The organism is Pseudomonas sp. 8_5_2 (assembly GCF_059295255.1).
The window spans coordinates 1,940,418-1,955,269 of the sequence record NZ_CM181238.1; the positions used below are offsets into that span (position 1 = coordinate 1,940,418).

The window sequence follows — 14,852 nt, forward strand, 5'->3', positions numbered from 1 at the left end:
AGGGAAAGGAGAACCCCCTATGAATGGAATCGGTCCGCGTCTGCGGGAAGAGCGTGAGCGACTGGGCATGACTCAGCGCGTGTTTGGCTATATCGGTGGGGTCGAACCCAATGCCCAGGGCAAATACGAGAGCGGTGAACGCATGCCGCGGGTGGATTACCTGGCGGCATTGGCGACGCGTGGTGTGGATGCGTCGTACGTGCTCAGCGGCATCCGCACCCCGGCCCTGCTGGACGGGTTGAGCATGGACGAGTCCGCCTTGCTGAAGGCTTTCCGGCAATTGTCGGTCGATGATCAAGCGGCACTCGGGCACCTGCTGGGCCGATTGGCGAACCCTGAAAAAAACCGGCAAACAGTGCGGTCTCTCACAGTTGAGCGTCAGGCGTTTCTGACGGAAGCAATGCGTTAGGCCCACCGTGAAATTTTTTGTTAAGGTGGCGGGATCCAATCGCCCTGCTGACGAGGTGTGTGCTTGATTAGGGTCTTAGTGGTCGATGATCACGATCTGGTACGAACCGGTATTACGCGCATGCTCGCCGACATCGATGGCCTGCAGGTGGTGGGTGAGGGGGATTCGGGCGAGTCGGCACTCAAGCTGGCCCGTGAGCTGAAGCCGGACGTGGTGCTGATGGACGTGAAAATGCCTGGCATCGGCGGCCTGGAAGCCACCCGCAAACTGTTGCGCAGCCACCCGGACATCAAGGTGGTAGCCGTGACCGTGTGCGAGGACGACCCGTTCCCCACGCGGCTGTTGCAGGCCGGTGCCGCCGGCTACCTGACCAAGGGCGCAGGCCTGGATGAAATGGTCCAGGCCATTCGCCTGGCCTTCGCCGGCCAGCGCTACATCAGCCCGCAGATTGCCCAGCAGCTGGCGCTCAAGCCGTTCCAGCCGCAGGGCTCGCCGTTCGACGCGTTGTCCGAGCGGGAAATCCAGATTGCTCTGATGATCGTCGGCTGCCAGAAAGTGCAGATCATCTCCGACAAGTTGTGTCTCTCGCCCAAGACCGTCAATACTTACCGTTATCGGATCTTTGAAAAACTCTCGGTCACCAGCGACGTCGAACTGACCTTGCTGGCCGTTCGCCACGGTATGGTTGACGCAAGCCTGTAAACCCTCATGTCTCAAGTTTTTGATGCCAGCGCATTTCTGGCGACCTGCAGCGGTCGCCCGGGCGTTTACCGAATGTTCGACGCCGAAGCCCGGCTGCTGTACGTGGGCAAGGCCAAGAACCTGAAGAAACGCCTGACCAGCTATTTCCGCAAGACCGGCCTGGCGCCCAAGACCACCGCGCTGGTTGCGCGCATTGCCCAGGTCGAAACCACCATCACCGCCAACGAAACCGAGGCGTTGTTGCTGGAGCAGAACCTGATCAAGGAATGGCGCCCGCCGTACAACATCCTGCTGCGCGACGATAAATCCTACCCCTACGTGTTTTTGTCCGACGGTGAGTTTCCGCGGCTGGGCATTCACCGTGGGGCGAAAAAGGCCAAGGGCCGCTACTTCGGCCCATACCCCAGCGCCGGCGCCATCCGCGAGAGCCTGAGCCTGCTGCAAAAGGCGTTCTCTGTCCGCCAGTGCGAAGACAGCTACTACGCCAACCGCACCCGGCCGTGCCTGCAGTACCAGATCAAGCGTTGCAAAGGGCCCTGCACTGACCTGGTCAGCGCCGAGGAGTACGCCGAAGACGTGCGCCACTCGGTGATGTTCCTCGAAGGTCGCAGCCAGCAGCTGGGCAATGAGCTGAATGCCGAAATGGAAAAGGCCGCCATGGCCCTCAATTTCGAAAAGGCCGCCGAGTTGCGGGACCAGATCGCCCTGCTGCGCCGCGTGCAGGACCAGCAATATATCGAAGGCGGCAGCGGCGACGTTGACGTCATTGCCGCTTTCGTCAACCCGGGTGGCGCCTGCGTGCACCTGATCAGCGTGCGCGGCGGCCGGGTGCTGGGCAGCAAGAACTTCTTTCCCCAGGTGGGCATCGAGGAGGAGGTGGCCGAGGTCATGGCGGCCTTCCTGTCCCAGTACTACCTGGGCAACGCCGAGCGTGAATTGCCCAGCGAGTTGATCGTCAACGTTGTTCACGAAGACTTCCAGGCCATCATCGAAGCGCTGCACACGCTGCGCGGCCGTGAGCTGTCCATCAGCCATCGGGTGCGTGGCACCCGCGCTCGCTGGCAGCAGCTGGCGGTAACCAACGCCGAACAGGCGCTGAACGCCCGCCTGGCCAACCGCCAGCATATGGCTGCACGTTTCGAGGCCTTGGCCGAAGTGCTCGGCCTGGACGAAGTACCGCAGCGCCTGGAGTGCTACGACATCAGCCATTCCAGCGGCGAAGCCACCGTGGCCAGTTGCGTGGTGTTCGGCCCGGAAGGCCCGCTGAAGTCCGATTACCGGCGCTTCAATATCGAAGGTGTCACCGCCGGCGACGACTACGCAGCCATGCATCAGGCGCTGACCCGCCGCTACGGGCGCATCAAGGATGGCGAAGGCAAGCTGCCCGACGTGTTGCTGGTGGACGGCGGCAAAGGCCAGCTGAACATGGCCCGCGACGTGATGCAGGAGCTGGGTTTCACCGACCTTACCTTGCTCGGCGTGGCCAAGGGCGTAACCCGCAAGGCCGGTTTCGAAACCCTCTACCTGAACGACGTGCACCACGAATTCACTCTCAAGGGCGATTCATCGGCCCTGCACCTGATCCAGCAGATCCGCGACGAAGCCCACCGTTTCGCCATTACCGGCCACCGCGCCCGCCGCGGCAAGGCCCGTCGGGTGTCCAGCCTGGAGGATGTGGCCGGGGTAGGGCCCAAGCGCCGCCGCGACCTGCTGAAACATTTCGGCGGCCTGCAGGAGCTCAACCGCGCCAGTATCGATGAGATCGCCAAAGCCCCCGGCATCAGTAAAAAGCTTGCCGAGTCGATTTATGCCAGCCTGCATAGCGAGTAGAATGCCGGGCTCAACTTGCGGCCAGTCGTACCGATGAATATTCCAAACCTGCTCACCGTTCTACGCGTCCTGCTCATTCCGATCTTCATCCTGCTGTTCTATATGCCCTATCACTGGAGCTATATGGCCGCCAGCAGCGTGTTTGCGGTGGCGGCCGCCACCGACTGGCTGGACGGCTACCTGGCGCGTCGCCTGCAGCAGAGCACCCCGTTCGGCGCGTTCCTGGACCCGGTGGCCGACAAGCTGATGGTAGCGGTGGCTTTGGTACTGCTGGTGCAGGTGCACGCCAACTTCTGGCTGACCCTGCCGGCTGCAGTCATCATCGGCCGCGAGATCGTGGTATCGGCACTGCGCGAGTGGATGGCCGAGCTGGGCGCGCGGGCGCATGTGGCGGTGTCCGACCTGGGCAAGTGGAAAACCGCGGCACAGATGCTGGCGCTGGTGATTCTGCTGGCCAACCCGCCTGCTGTGACGTTCTGGGTCATTCTGGGTTACGGGCTGCTACTGGTGGCGGCAGGGCTGACATTGTGGTCGATGGTGCACTACCTGGTAGCGGCCTGGCCGCACCTGCGCGAAGGCTCGGAACAAAAATAAAACTTTTTTGAATCAAGGGGTTGACGCCGTTTTGGATTTCGCTAGAATGGCACCCATCACGACGCGGGAATAGCTCAGTTGGTAGAGCACGACCTTGCCAAGGTCGGGGTCGCGAGTTCGAGTCTCGTTTCCCGCTCCAAATATAGATCTGCAGAGTTCCATGGAAGTCTGTAAGTCGTTGAAAAAAGGCCCTTCGGGGCCTTTTTTCGTTCCAGCTCAGTCTGCCTGAATCCACCAGTAGCCACGAAATTCAAGTACATTTTTAAGTACAGCGATTCCGGGCAGTTGGCGTAGCGGATTGATGGCTGAGCTGGGCCTTGGGCATCGATATACATCTCCTCGACCTTACGAGACCGGGAGATGTACACATGCCATTGACCGACAGTGCCGTCCGCCAGGCGAAGCCGACCGGCAAGAACTACACCCTCAAAGATACCGCTGGCCTTGCACTGTTCGTCGGTGCCAAGGGTGCCAAGCAGTGGCACTTCCGTTTCTACTGGCTGGGCAAGCAGGCCCGGATATCGATGGGCGTCTATCCCGCCGTCAGCCTCAAGGAGGCCAGGGAGGCATGGGATCAGGCGCGCGCCTTGGTTGCCCAGGGCGTCGATCCTCGCGCCGACCGGCGTGAAAGCCGCCTCGCTGCCTGCGCTGCTTCTGAGAACTGCTTTCGTTCAGTCTTCATCGACTGGAAGGCCTTCAGGGCGCTGAGCCTCAAGCGCGGGTGACAAAGCACGTTGGTGCAGATCGAGCGCCACTTCATCAAGGACATCCTGCCTTGGCTGGGGGATCTGCCGATTGTGGAGGTGTCCCGCCAGCATGTGCTGGAGGTGCTGCGCAAGATCGAGCGGCGCAAGGCAATGACCACGGCTGCTGCTCTCGAACCATCCGACAAGCCCTGCAAGGCGCCGCCCATACGGAATCCTACCCAGGTGAGCGCGGACACCCAGAAGTCCGGAAATACGATGAACATTGATCCCATTACGAAGTTCAGTAGCATGTCACCGAATGAGTTATTCAGCCCCATGAGCACGTTGAAGTTGCAGTGGGGCGAATCCCAGCCATAGAGCGCATCGAGGATGGTGCTATCGATCCAACGTGCCAGCGGAAACCAGAAGTCGACGAAAAACAATGCGAACTGTGCACAAGTGATGGTCATCAATGTCTTGAGATCGACGGTGACGACTAGAAAAGTAAGTGGTATGCAGATAACCAAGGCCATTTTTAAGAACGCCAGAATCATTGGCAGCGCTTGGCGTACGACATCCATTGCGGGGAAGTAGCCAAGTGAGCCCATCGTAAGTCCTACGTCACCATCTGGTCGCGTTCGGCGATGTTGTTCACCGTGTTGAGCAGGGACAGGTAGGCGATCGACAACTGGGCGTTGTAGCCCTCGCGGGCGAAGGTGGCCAGGTCGACGATGGTGATATCCGCCTCGGGCCAGGGCGTGCCGGGGCGGTTGAACAGTTCACCGTCCAGGCCCTGGCAGAACAGGTCCATGGCCTCGGCCATTTCCTGGAGGCGGTTGCGGCGGGCTTCAGGTAATGAAACATCAGCGCTGCGCCGCCGTAATGCATCGCGCACATCTTCGGTCAGCACTGTGCGTTCGATACAGTGCTGCGCGGCATCCAGAATGCACTGACGGATCAAACAATCATTGGGTTGGCGTTTGGTTTGAAAGCGTGGAGGCTGGAGTCCAGCAGACCTGTACTGATATTTTTGTCAGTTGCTTCTAGGTCTATTGGTGCGTGAAGATAAATGCTGTCAATGTTTTCATATTTTGAGGTGTGTCATGTCTATTGCCCGCAGCGAGCAAGAGCTGAAAGAAAACTTTGCTAAGATTGATGTGAATGGTGATGGAAAGATTACGGTTGATGAATTTCGTGCGCTCTTGGTGAGTGGGATTCGGGAGGACTATTCAGAAGCTGTAAGTGATGTTTCGATTTCTGATATTGTTGACAAATATGCTAAGCAGCAGCTTGCGTCCATGGACGCTGATGGGAACAATGAAGTCAGCTTTAAAGAGTACAAATCTGCCTATGACAAGGCTGCGGCCGAGGCTGCAGACGAGGACGAGTAACGTCGTCATATTTTGCACTGTCGCCGCTGCAGCCTTTCGACAATCATAAACTGTCGTGCTGCGGCGACGTGTGCTCAGTTCTATATCAAAGAGCAAAGCTGATAGGTATTGCTACTTGATGGGTTCATGTCGTTCCCGAAATGCCTGATTAGAGACGCCTTTTGAAGGCTGCGGCGGACAGGTTTACTGCCAATCCCAGAGAAGTCGCGGCTGGTAATAGAATCAAGACAGGTACCACGCTCATCGGCAGTGTCAGATAAACGACCCAGGGCAGCACTGCGAGTGGCATAACGCACCCCTTGGCACGGTGGTAGAGGTAGCCGGACTCGCGGCTCGCCTCGAAGCGGCGGATATCCCGCCGTACCAGTCATCCACCAGCCCAACGAAGGCGGCCATGGCAAACAGCGGAAAGCGCGTGGTGGCCATCGAGCTGTATTTGAACCGCACCAAGCTTTACGACCCCGCTCGATGGCCTGGCACGGCTCAGCCGCAATCGTATCAGGGCTTGGACCCCGGCCTATGCCGCCCCTGAGCTGCTCGACGGGGCGCGCCTGTCGACAGCTTCCGACCTGTTCGCCGCCGCCTGCGTCATTTACGAGTTGGCCGGCGGCAAGCAACCGTTTGGTCACCTCGGTGCTCGAGCCATGGGTAAACAGCATCCAGGCCAGTCGCTGGACCGGCCTGCCAACCTGCCGGCCAAGGTATGGCCGGCACTGCGCCAGGCCCTGGCGCTGGACCCTGCGGCCCGCCAGTCCGGTGCCCGGGTGCTGCAACAGGCCCTGGTGATGCCCCCCCTTTCGTTATTGCGCCGTTGGTTCGGCCAACCCGAAGGATACCTTGCGGATACGGAGAGCCCCCATGTTCAACCCTAGCGATGAAACTCACTTCAGCCTCGCCCTGGAAGACGCCGATGTCGACTTTCAGGTGTTGTCGTTCACCGGTCATGAGGCCGTCAGCCAACAGCAACGACATCCTTGATGGGCGAGTGGAAAATCGTCATGTCTACATTCATTTGGCGCCAGAAGGCAATGTTGGCATCTTAGAGTTCGCGCTCGATGCCGCCGAACGCCCCGCTTTCACAAAAAGCTCATCGTTGTTCGGCGCGGTTTGCACGGATTCCCCTCCCGCTGCGATCGACCCCCTCAGAACCGCCAGGTAGCACCGCCCCCCACAATATGCAGCGCCGCATTTCGATAGCTGCCGGATAGGCTGTTACCTGAGCGTGCTTTGGTCTGCTCGACATCCATGTCACCCAACCACACCAGGGTATAGGCCAGGTGAATATCCAGGCCTTCTTCGACCTGATAGTTGAATCCGGTTGCCAGCCGCCAGGTTTCGTTCATCGGGTTGTCCACCGTGCGGTCTTTGTCATCCACCGCTGAACTGTCATAGCCCACGCCCATGTTCCAGCGCAGCTTGGGGGTGACCTGGTACTGCGCACCCAGCGAGGCGTGCCAGGTGTCCTTGTAGCGGCGCTCGACGGTGCGGCTGGTGCCGGCAGCGTTGGTATCGACTTCTACGCCAATCTCCCCGAACTCGCTCCAGTCCTGCCAGCCGAGGCTGCCCAGCAAGGTCCATTGCTCGTCGAGCTGGTGGGCAACGCTCAGCAGCACCGTCTGCGGTACTGCCATGTCCAGTTCGAGGCTGTCGACATCCAGCCGGTTCAGGGCGGCGCTAAGCAGCGGGTTGCTGATGTTGCTTACGTGCGGGCTGTCCTTGAATTCGAGGTCGATCTTGCTGGTATAGGCCAGGCCGATCCTGGTCCGTTCGCCAAGCTTGTAGAGCAAACCCACGTTGACGCCGGTGCCCCAGTCGGTGTCCTTGTATTCCAGCTGCCCGTCAGGCCGGTCGGTCACGCCGAGCAGGTTGTTGTTGATCGCCATTTCGGTACGGTAGTAGGCGTACATGAAGCGCGGGCCGACACCTACGGAAAGGTCATCGGTAAACTGGTAGGCGAATGTTGGCTGCAGCGACACCCCAATTATGGCGGCCTCCTGGGTGAAATAGCGCCCGGCCCAGTCATCGTCGTAGTCCAGTGCCAGGCCAAAGTTGCCATACATGCCAAAGCCGATGGCGGCGCGCTCATCCAGCTGGTGGCTGATGAACAGGCTGGCACCTGGCAGGTACTGCAAGCTATTGCCGCCCTCGTTGCCGGCAAACTGATTGTTGGTGTCGCGAGAGAAGCGGATGTCACCGAGTATCACCTGGGCATTCGCGCTGATCTGTGTGCCGCGCAACTGGGCAATGCCTGCCGGGTTGCTCATCAGCACGCTGGGGTCGCTGGCCAGCGCGGCGGCACCGGCGTTCGCCAGGCCATTGCCTTCCTGCCCCGCTTCATAGATCAGGATCCCGCCAGCCCAGGTATTGCTCATGCTCAGGCCAAGGCCGTAGGCAAGGGCGGGCAGATAGCGGCGATAAAATGCATGGGGGCTGTGGTTGAGCATGCTGCAGCCTCTGCGGGGGCGGGCCCGAAGCAGGCCCGCTCGCTACGGGGAGCCTTCAGGGCGGTAGCTGGACCGAACCCGAGGGCGCTGACGCTTACTTGGCTTTCAACTGCTGGAACGACTTGACCATGTCCAACGCCCAGCCATCGAGCACCGCCTTGGCATCTTTGGCCTGCATCACCTGCGAGGAATCGTCCAGCTGCGCGCCAGCCCCTTTACGCACCACTTCGGCGACCACCTGGTTGCTGTCGCCATCGAGGAACACCGCCTCGGTGGCGATGCTGGTGTCCTGGTCACGAATGCCGGTAGCGGCGCTCACACCGGCCGCCACCAGGGCGATCGGGATCACTTCCGTAACGAGAAGAACTCGAACTGGGAGGGCGCCTACCGGGTCCCGGCGATGGTGCGCTGGCCAGGCAAGATCAAGGCCGACTCGGTGAGCACGCAAATGTTCTCCGGGCTCGACTGGTTCCCGACGCTGCTGGCGGTTGCCGGTGATCCCGACATCAAGGACCGCTTGCTCAAAGGCGCTGATGTGGGAGGCAAGAACTTCAAGGTGCACCTGGATGGCTACAACCAGCTGGACTACCTGACAGGCAAGGCCGACAAGAGCGCGCGCAACGAGTTCTATTACTTCAACGATGACGGTGAGCTTGTGGCCATGCGCTACAACGACTGGAAGGTGGTGTATTGCGAGCAGCGTGCGCCGGGTGGATTTGCGGTGTGGAGCGAGCCATTCACCTGCCTGCGCGCCCCCAAACTGTTCAACCTGCGCATGGACCCCTTCGAGCGCGCCGATATCGTGTCGGACCAGTACTACGATTGGCTGACCAAAAACGACTACCTGTTCTTCCAGGTTACCCAGAAAGCCGCCAAATTCCTGCAGATCTTCGTGGACTACCCACCGAGCCAACGGCCTGCCAGCTTCAGCATCGACCAGATCCAGTCCGATGTGGACAAGAAGATCGAAGAGAAGATGAAGTCGCAGTCGCAGTGATTGCCTGACCGGCGCCCGCTACCCAGCGGGCGCCTTGTTTTCGCAACGGCAGGTGTTTACCTGCCAAGGTCCCTCAATGACTTCATCGGTAAAAGCTTCGGCGCTGGCCGCTACTGCGCGTATCGATGGCGGCGCACCTGTGCGGGCGCCGCTGGCCCTGGCGATCCCGGCCGGCCTGTTATTCCTTTCAGGCGGTGCGGCGCTGGTTTACCAGGTGTTGTGGATCAAGCAACTGTCGCTGGTGGTGGGCGTGGAAGTGCATGCCGTTACCACTGGCATCAGCGCATTCTTTGCCGGCTTGGCGCTGGGCGGGCTGGTGTTTGGCCGCCTGGCCGATCGCCTGCGGCGGCCGATCAGGCTGTACGCAGTGCTGGAATTGCTGGTGGCACTGCTGGGTGTCGCCACCACCCTGGCCATGGCCGGTTCCGCCGGGTTGTTTGCCCGCTTGGAGGACCAGGTCGGGGTATTGGCCTGGTGCCTGCCCTTCGTGCTGGTCGGGCTGCCGGCAACGCTCATGGGCGCGACATTGCCGGTACTGGTGCGCGCACTCAAGCCCGCCGAGGGTCAGTTGGCACACGCCAGTGGGCGTCTGTATGCCGCCAACACGGCAGGCGGCATCTGCGGCACGCTGCTGGCGGCGTTCGTGCTGTTGCCTGCCTTGGGCGTGACCGGTAGCGCCATGGCTGCCGCCGCGCTCAACCTGATGGCGGCGCTTGGCGCGTTGGCGGTGCGCTGCGCCGGGCAGCCAGCGCTCGCCCGCCCCCTGCCAGGCGCTGCAGTGCGCAGCCCGCAGGCACGGCTGGCGGTGGCCCTGTATTGCCTGGCGGGCGGTGTCGCGCTGGGCTACGAGGTGGTCTGGAGCCAGTCGATCGTACCGTTCATGAGCACCCGCACCTATGCCTTTGCGCTGGTGCTGGCAACCTACCTGTGCGGTTTGGTGGCGGGCAGTGCGCTGTACGCTCGGCGTGCCGACCGCCTGCGTGACCCTTGGGGCATGTTCGGCCTGCTGATCGCCTGTGCCGGCCTGCTCGCGCTGCTGCAGGTGGCGGGTCTTGGGCGCTGGCTGGTCAGCGCGCAAAGCCAGGTGGAGTTGCTGGTGCTGCAGGTCACCGGCAATGCCTTGGCCGGCATGTGCGCACGTTTCGCCGTCGCTGCCGTGTGCGTGGTGTTGCTGCCGACCACGCTATTGGGCGCGGCCTTCCCGCTGGCCATGCGCCTGGCAGTAGACCATGCCCACCTGGGCCGTGATGTCGGCCAGGTGCTTGCGCTCAATACCCTGGGTGGCATCGCTGGGGTAATGCTGACCGGTTTCGTGCTGGTGCCCGGGCTCGGCCTGGTGCGCACCCTTGCCGTGCTCGCGGCCATTGCGGCAGTGATCGGCCTGCTTGCCGTATGGCGGGGGAATGCGGTGCGCCGGCGCAACGCGGTGGCCGTGCTGGGTGTGGCCGTGGTAACCGTGCTCACCGGCCTGCTTGCGCCGCCGTCACGGCTGGCCGAATTGCTGCCGGGCGCGCGCAATGGCCAGCTCACCTACTACCGCGAAGGCAAAGGCGCGACGGTGGCCGTGGTCAACCAGGGCCAGCCAGGCCGCAGCTTCAACCGGCTGTATATCCAGGGCGTGTCGAATACCGGCGATGCCATGCCGTCGCTGCGCTACATGCGCTTGCAGGCGTTGTTGCCGCTGTTGATCCATACCCGGCAACCGCGCTCGGCGCTGGTCATCGGTTTCGGCACTGGCATCACCGTTGGCGCCATGCTCCGTTACCCAGGGCTGGAGCGGCCGGTGGTGGCCGAACTGCTGCCCGAAGTGCTGCAGGCTGCGCCGCTGTTCAAGGGCAATTTCGCTGCGCTCGAGGACCCGCGCCTGGACGTGCGCCTGCGCGATGGCCGTCGCGAGTTGCTGCGCAGCACCGAGCGCTACGACCTGGTAACGCTGGAGCCGCCACCGCCGTCGGCAGCAGGGGTGGTCAACCTGTACTCCCGCGACTTCTACCGCTTGGCGGCAGCCCGCCTGGAGCCCGGCGGGCTGGTGGCGCAGTGGTTGCCGTTGCCGACCCAGAACGATGAGGACAGCCAGTCGCTGGTGCGCAGCTTCATCGACGTATTCCCGCATGCATCGCTGTGGACCACCGAGTTCCACGAGATGCTGCTGGTCGGCTCGCTGCAGCCAATGCCGTTGAACGTGCCGCGCATTGCCGAGCGCTTTGCCCAGCCTGGGGTGGCAGCGGCCCTGGCCGAGGTGGGCATCGCTTCGCCACAGGCCCTGCTGGCCACCTGGATCACCGACAGGACAGGACTGGAGCTTTATGCGGGTGCGGCGCCAGCGGTCACCGATGACCAGCCGCGCATCGAGTACTCGGCGTGGGTGCGCCCGCGCGAAATCACCCGCGTGCTGCCGGCATTGCTGGCGTTGCGCCAGGCCCCGCCGTTGCTCGATGCCAGCCCGGCCTTCGTAGCGGCGGTGGGTGACCAATGGCGCACGTTGCAACGGTTCTACAGCTTGAGCCTGCATGCCTACAACGGCAACCGCGAAGCCTGGGCGCGCGAAGCCAGGGAGCTGGCCCGCAGTGATGGCGACAACCCGTATTACCGCTGGTTTCTAGGGGGACCTGCGCAATAGTCGTTAGCAGCGATGGCTCGTCACTGACGCTGCCAACCAGGTCGACATGGGTACCGGGGCGCACGTTGCGGCCCTGGGTCCGCGGCGCCGACCCCGGGTTCAACCTTGATGTCGCTGTCGGGCTTTGTCCCTGCACTACCTCATGGCAGACCGCGGTTTCGATCACATGCAGGCGCTCGGCGACGATGAGGACCTGAGGCTGCAATGCGCCGACCGCCGCCTGGTGAATGCTGTCGGGTTGAGGCGCCAGCGTCTGTATGAAACCGGCAGTGTGGGTGATATCGCCAAGGCGGTGGGCGCGTCCGAGCGCGAGTTGTCCGGGCTGTTCAAGGAGTACCTGCCGCCAGCCGAGTACTGGCGGCAGTTTCGCCTGAAGGCGGCGCACTGAGGCTGATAAGCCCGCGTCAGAATTTCAACGGGTATTCGACGATCACGCGCACTTCGTTGATATCCGGCAGATCGACTTGCGCTTGCTGGTTGCCACGGTAGTTGGCCATGCGCGTGCGTATGGAAAGGTCACGGATCGGACCTTGCTGCACCACGTAGCGCAGTTCGAGGTTCAGCTCGTGCCATTTGGCACCGTCATACGCCCCATAGCTGGACAGCGCACCACCGGCATAGTGCTGGCCCGCACGCCAGTGCTGGTCGTTGGCCTCGCTGCCAGTAATGTAGCGGGTCATGAAGTTCAGGCCAGGGATGCCGTAGCCCGCCAGATCGAGGTCGTAGCGTACCTGGCGGGACTTCATTCCAGGGGCATTGAAGTCGGAAATCTGCACCGAGTTGGCCAGGTCGATTGACAGGCCGCCGACATAGTCGAAAGGGGTGTCGCCGTCGATCTGCTGGTAGGCCAGGGTGATGCGGTGGGCACCCTGACGCCAGGCGCCTGCCAGGCTCCAGCTGGTGTTGGCTACCGCCCCGGACAGGGCGCGCCCGGTGTCGTCAGTGCGGTACAGCTGCAGGTCGAGGTTGAGTCCACTGCCTGTTGAAAACGCCACATCCTGGTTGATGTTGAGGTAGTTCTGCAGCCAGTTGTCCTTGGCGCGGGCGTGGAACAGCTTGACGCCCAGCGTGTCGTTGACCTGGTAGGTTGCACCGGCAAAATCCAGGCTGCGCACTTCGACGTCGGAGTAGCGGGTGCGCAGGCTGTCGTCGGCGTTACTCGAGGTGAAATCACGATAGGCGGTGAAGTGGCCCGCTTCTAACAGCAGGTCGGGCACCGCAGCATTGCGCAGATAGAAACCGCTGGCCATTTCCGGCAGCAGACGGCTGTCGGCGGTAGTGAACACCGGGGTCGAGGTACGCATCTCGCCCCACTTCAGTTCACTGCCAAGCGCCCGGGCTTTCAGCGCGGCGCCAGTGTGGGTGTAGTGGTCCGCCACCTCGGCGTTGCGCTGACGGTCATGGCTGACCGGCAACAGCAGGGTACCCGTACGTCCAGGGCCGCTGTCGAGCTTCAGGCCGAGTTGGGTGTGGGCATCGACTCCCAGGCCGAAGATGCCTTGGGTGAAGCCTGAGGTGAGGCCGAGCATCACCCCGTGTGCCCATTCCTCGCGGTAGCCCTTGCGAGCTTGGGCGGGGCGCGCAGCGTTGTTGCCCTGGCCGTTGCTGGCGTGGTTGCGCAAGTCGCGGTTGAAATAGAAGTTGCGGTTGCGCAGCTCCAGCTGGCTGCCCTCGATCACGCCCTGGCTGTCAGCCATGGCATCGGTGGCCAGCAGGGCGGTGCACAGCAGTGTGGCATGGCGATGGAGCATGAATGTTCACCTGTTGTTTTTGTTCTGGGCGCGGTGGTGCCCTGCGAGCAGAAAACCCGCGAGCACCGAAAAAGGGGAGGGCTCGTCCGTGAGCCGGGTAATCAGTCGAGCTCTTTACCAGCGGTTTCCGGTGCCAGCTTCAGGCCGACCAGCGACAGCAGGATGGCCGCGATGATGTAGAAGGCGGGTGCATTCAGGTTGCCTGTAAGGCTGACCAGCCCGGCGGCGAACAGCTGGGCGAAGCCGCCGAACAAGGCCACGCCGATGCAGTACGCCAGTGACATGCCGCTGGCGCGGATACGGGTGGGGAACAGCTCCGGCAGGATCGCCAGGTTGGGCACGATGGTGTAGGTCAGCGGGATGCTCAACAGACACACGACTGTTAGCAGCACCGCCAGGCTGGGGTGTTGGTTGAGCATCAGGAAGGCCGGATAGATCGCCACCAGTAGCACCGGCAATGGCCAGAAGATCGCTTTGCGCCGACCAATACGGTCACTCAAGCGCCCGGCATGGGCCGATAGCAGCAGCGGCGGCAGGCAGGCGACGATGGCCGCCCAGGTTCCACTTGACAGCGGCATGCCCAGCACTCCAATGGCATGGTTGGCCAGATAGAACTGAATGGTGTAGATCGGCACGGTCGCGCCGATCACCAGCAACACACCTGCCAGCATCTGCCGTGGGTGCTGCATCAGCATGGCCAGCTGCTTGCCTTGCGAGACCGAGGCGTGGCTTCGCCTAGTCTGGCGGTGGGCAAGTGTTTCTTCGAGGCGATGGCGGATGTACTCGCTGACCGGGATGGCCAGGATGCCCATGGCGAATATCACTCGCCAGCCCCAGCTGTCCATGGCTGCCGGGCTGAGCACGCTGCTCAGCAGGGTGACCATCAATGCACCCAGGCAGATCCCCAGGCTCTGGCTGAAAGTCTGCCAGCTGCAGTAGTAGCCCCGCGAGTGCTTGTCGGCGTATTCCATCAGCATGGTGGTCGAGGTGCCGATCTGCCCGCCGACTGCAAAGCCTTGCAGCAGCCTTGCGGCAATGACCACCGCCGGGCCGATCAAGCCTGCCTGGGCATAGGTCGGTGCGAGCGTAAACATCAGCGAGCCGATCGCCATCAGCCACAGGGTCAGGCGCATGGCTGCCTTGCGCCCGACGCGGTCGGCATACAGGCCGATCACCAGGCCACCCAGCGGGCGCATGACAAAGCCGGTGCCGAACACCGCCAGCGACAGCATCAAAGGGATCAGCGGGTGGTCACTGAACGGGAAGAACAGCCTGGCCATGAGCGTCGCCAGCAGGCTGTAGACCAGGAAGTCGTAGAACTCCAGGGCATTGCCCACGCAGATCGCGGCGATCGCCCGGCGCTTGCCGGGTTGTGGGGCGGTGGTTTCGATGGCGAAGTCTGTTGTTTTTGTTGTCATCGTTGTTGCT

General features: G+C 62.2%; 11 protein-coding genes, 1 tRNA gene and 7 pseudogenes. 12 read left to right on the forward strand and 7 right to left on the reverse strand.

Features of this window, described 5'->3' with window-relative positions; translation table 11 throughout:
* The first annotated feature begins 19 nt into the window (after positions 1–19).
* The 7 genes and pseudogenes from AC5O5R_RS08845 to AC5O5R_RS08875 form a co-directional block, all read left to right on the forward strand.
* The gene (locus tag AC5O5R_RS08845) at positions 20–409 is read left to right on the forward strand and encodes a helix-turn-helix domain-containing protein (protein WP_494515186.1); all 390 of its coding nucleotides are present in this window, start codon (positions 20–22) and stop codon (positions 407–409) included.
* A 63-nt stretch (positions 410–472) separates the two neighbouring features.
* Positions 473–1,111 carry a response regulator transcription factor GacA gene (gacA, locus tag AC5O5R_RS08850; protein WP_172222124.1) on the forward strand — a complete coding sequence of 213 codons (639 nt, stop codon included), beginning with the start codon at positions 473–475 and terminating at the stop codon, positions 1,109–1,111.
* A 6-nt stretch (positions 1,112–1,117) separates the two neighbouring features.
* Positions 1,118–2,941, forward strand: a complete 1,824-nt coding sequence (gene uvrC, locus AC5O5R_RS08855) for an excinuclease ABC subunit UvrC (protein ID WP_494515187.1) — start codon at positions 1,118–1,120, stop codon at positions 2,939–2,941.
* 33 nt (positions 2,942–2,974) lie between these two features.
* Positions 2,975–3,535 carry a CDP-diacylglycerol--glycerol-3-phosphate 3-phosphatidyltransferase gene (gene pgsA, locus AC5O5R_RS08860; protein ID WP_172222132.1) on the forward strand — a complete coding sequence of 187 codons (561 nt, stop codon included), beginning with the start codon at positions 2,975–2,977 and terminating at the stop codon, positions 3,533–3,535.
* Between the two features lie 63 nt (positions 3,536–3,598).
* Positions 3,599–3,674, forward strand: a tRNA-Gly gene (locus tag AC5O5R_RS08865).
* Positions 3,675–3,903: 229 nt separating this feature from the next.
* Positions 3,904–4,260 (forward strand): Arm DNA-binding domain-containing protein, encoded by a 357-nt coding sequence (locus tag AC5O5R_RS08870; protein WP_218584465.1) that lies wholly within the window; start codon positions 3,904–3,906, stop codon positions 4,258–4,260.
* A 12-nt stretch (positions 4,261–4,272) separates the two neighbouring features.
* Positions 4,273–4,353: pseudogene (locus AC5O5R_RS08875) on the forward strand (hypothetical protein); the annotation flags it as partial.
* A 50-nt stretch (positions 4,354–4,403) separates the two neighbouring features.
* Here the strand turns inward: AC5O5R_RS08875 and AC5O5R_RS08880 are convergent.
* Both AC5O5R_RS08880 and AC5O5R_RS08885 read right to left on the reverse strand, forming a co-directional pair.
* A pseudogene (locus AC5O5R_RS08880) lies at positions 4,404–4,859 on the reverse strand (conjugal transfer protein TraG N-terminal domain-containing protein); the annotation flags it as partial.
* Positions 4,844–5,182, reverse strand: a pseudogene (locus tag AC5O5R_RS08885) (conjugative transfer ATPase); the annotation flags it as partial. The pseudogenes AC5O5R_RS08880 and AC5O5R_RS08885, both read right to left, overlap by 16 nt.
* A 142-nt stretch (positions 5,183–5,324) precedes the next feature.
* On the opposite strand from AC5O5R_RS08885, the gene AC5O5R_RS08890 reads away from it, so the two are divergent.
* A complete protein-coding gene (locus tag AC5O5R_RS08890) occupies positions 5,325–5,612 on the forward strand; it encodes an EF-hand domain-containing protein (protein ID WP_172222141.1) in 288 nt (95 codons plus the stop codon).
* 148 nt (positions 5,613–5,760) lie between these two features.
* Here AC5O5R_RS08890 and AC5O5R_RS08895 read toward each other — a convergent pair.
* Positions 5,761–6,020 (reverse strand): annotated as a pseudogene (locus AC5O5R_RS08895) (IncC plasmid conjugative DNA transfer DtrJ family protein); the annotation flags it as partial.
* 56 nt (positions 6,021–6,076) lie between these two features.
* Here AC5O5R_RS08895 and AC5O5R_RS08900 point away from each other — a divergent pair.
* Positions 6,077–6,484: pseudogene (locus AC5O5R_RS08900) on the forward strand (protein kinase domain-containing protein); the annotation flags it as partial.
* 270 nt (positions 6,485–6,754) lie between these two features.
* On the opposite strand, the gene AC5O5R_RS08905 reads toward AC5O5R_RS08900, so the two are convergent.
* Positions 6,755–7,984 carry an OmpP1/FadL family transporter gene (locus AC5O5R_RS08905; RefSeq protein WP_256678440.1) on the reverse strand — a complete coding sequence of 410 codons (1,230 nt, stop codon included), beginning with the start codon at positions 7,982–7,984 and terminating at the stop codon, positions 6,755–6,757.
* Positions 7,985–8,150: 166 nt separating this feature from the next.
* Positions 8,151–8,408, reverse strand: a pseudogene (locus AC5O5R_RS08910) (DUF3313 family protein); the annotation flags it as partial.
* Here AC5O5R_RS08910 and AC5O5R_RS08915 point away from each other — a divergent pair.
* The 3 genes and pseudogenes from AC5O5R_RS08915 to AC5O5R_RS08925 form a co-directional block, all read left to right on the forward strand.
* Positions 8,406–9,053: pseudogene (locus AC5O5R_RS08915) on the forward strand (sulfatase-like hydrolase/transferase); the annotation flags it as partial. The pseudogenes AC5O5R_RS08910 and AC5O5R_RS08915 overlap by 3 nt on opposite strands.
* Positions 9,054–9,129: 76 nt before the next feature.
* The gene (locus tag AC5O5R_RS08920; protein WP_172222148.1) at positions 9,130–11,673 is read left to right on the forward strand and encodes a fused MFS/spermidine synthase; all 2,544 of its coding nucleotides are present in this window, start codon (positions 9,130–9,132) and stop codon (positions 11,671–11,673) included.
* 142 nt (positions 11,674–11,815) lie between these two features.
* Positions 11,816–12,061 carry a hypothetical protein gene (locus AC5O5R_RS08925; RefSeq protein WP_172222151.1) on the forward strand — a complete coding sequence of 82 codons (246 nt, stop codon included), beginning with the start codon at positions 11,816–11,818 and terminating at the stop codon, positions 12,059–12,061.
* A gap of 16 nt (positions 12,062–12,077) precedes the next feature.
* Here AC5O5R_RS08925 and AC5O5R_RS08930 read toward each other — a convergent pair whose 3' ends face one another.
* Together AC5O5R_RS08930 and AC5O5R_RS08935 are read right to left on the reverse strand one after the other, a co-directional pair.
* Positions 12,078–13,424, reverse strand: a complete 1,347-nt coding sequence (locus tag AC5O5R_RS08930; protein WP_172222154.1) for an OprD family outer membrane porin — start codon at positions 13,422–13,424, stop codon at positions 12,078–12,080.
* A 101-nt stretch (positions 13,425–13,525) separates the two neighbouring features.
* A complete protein-coding gene (locus AC5O5R_RS08935; RefSeq protein ID WP_172222157.1) occupies positions 13,526–14,842 on the reverse strand; it encodes an MFS transporter in 1,317 nt (438 codons plus the stop codon).
* Positions 14,843–14,852: the final 10 nt, after the last annotated feature.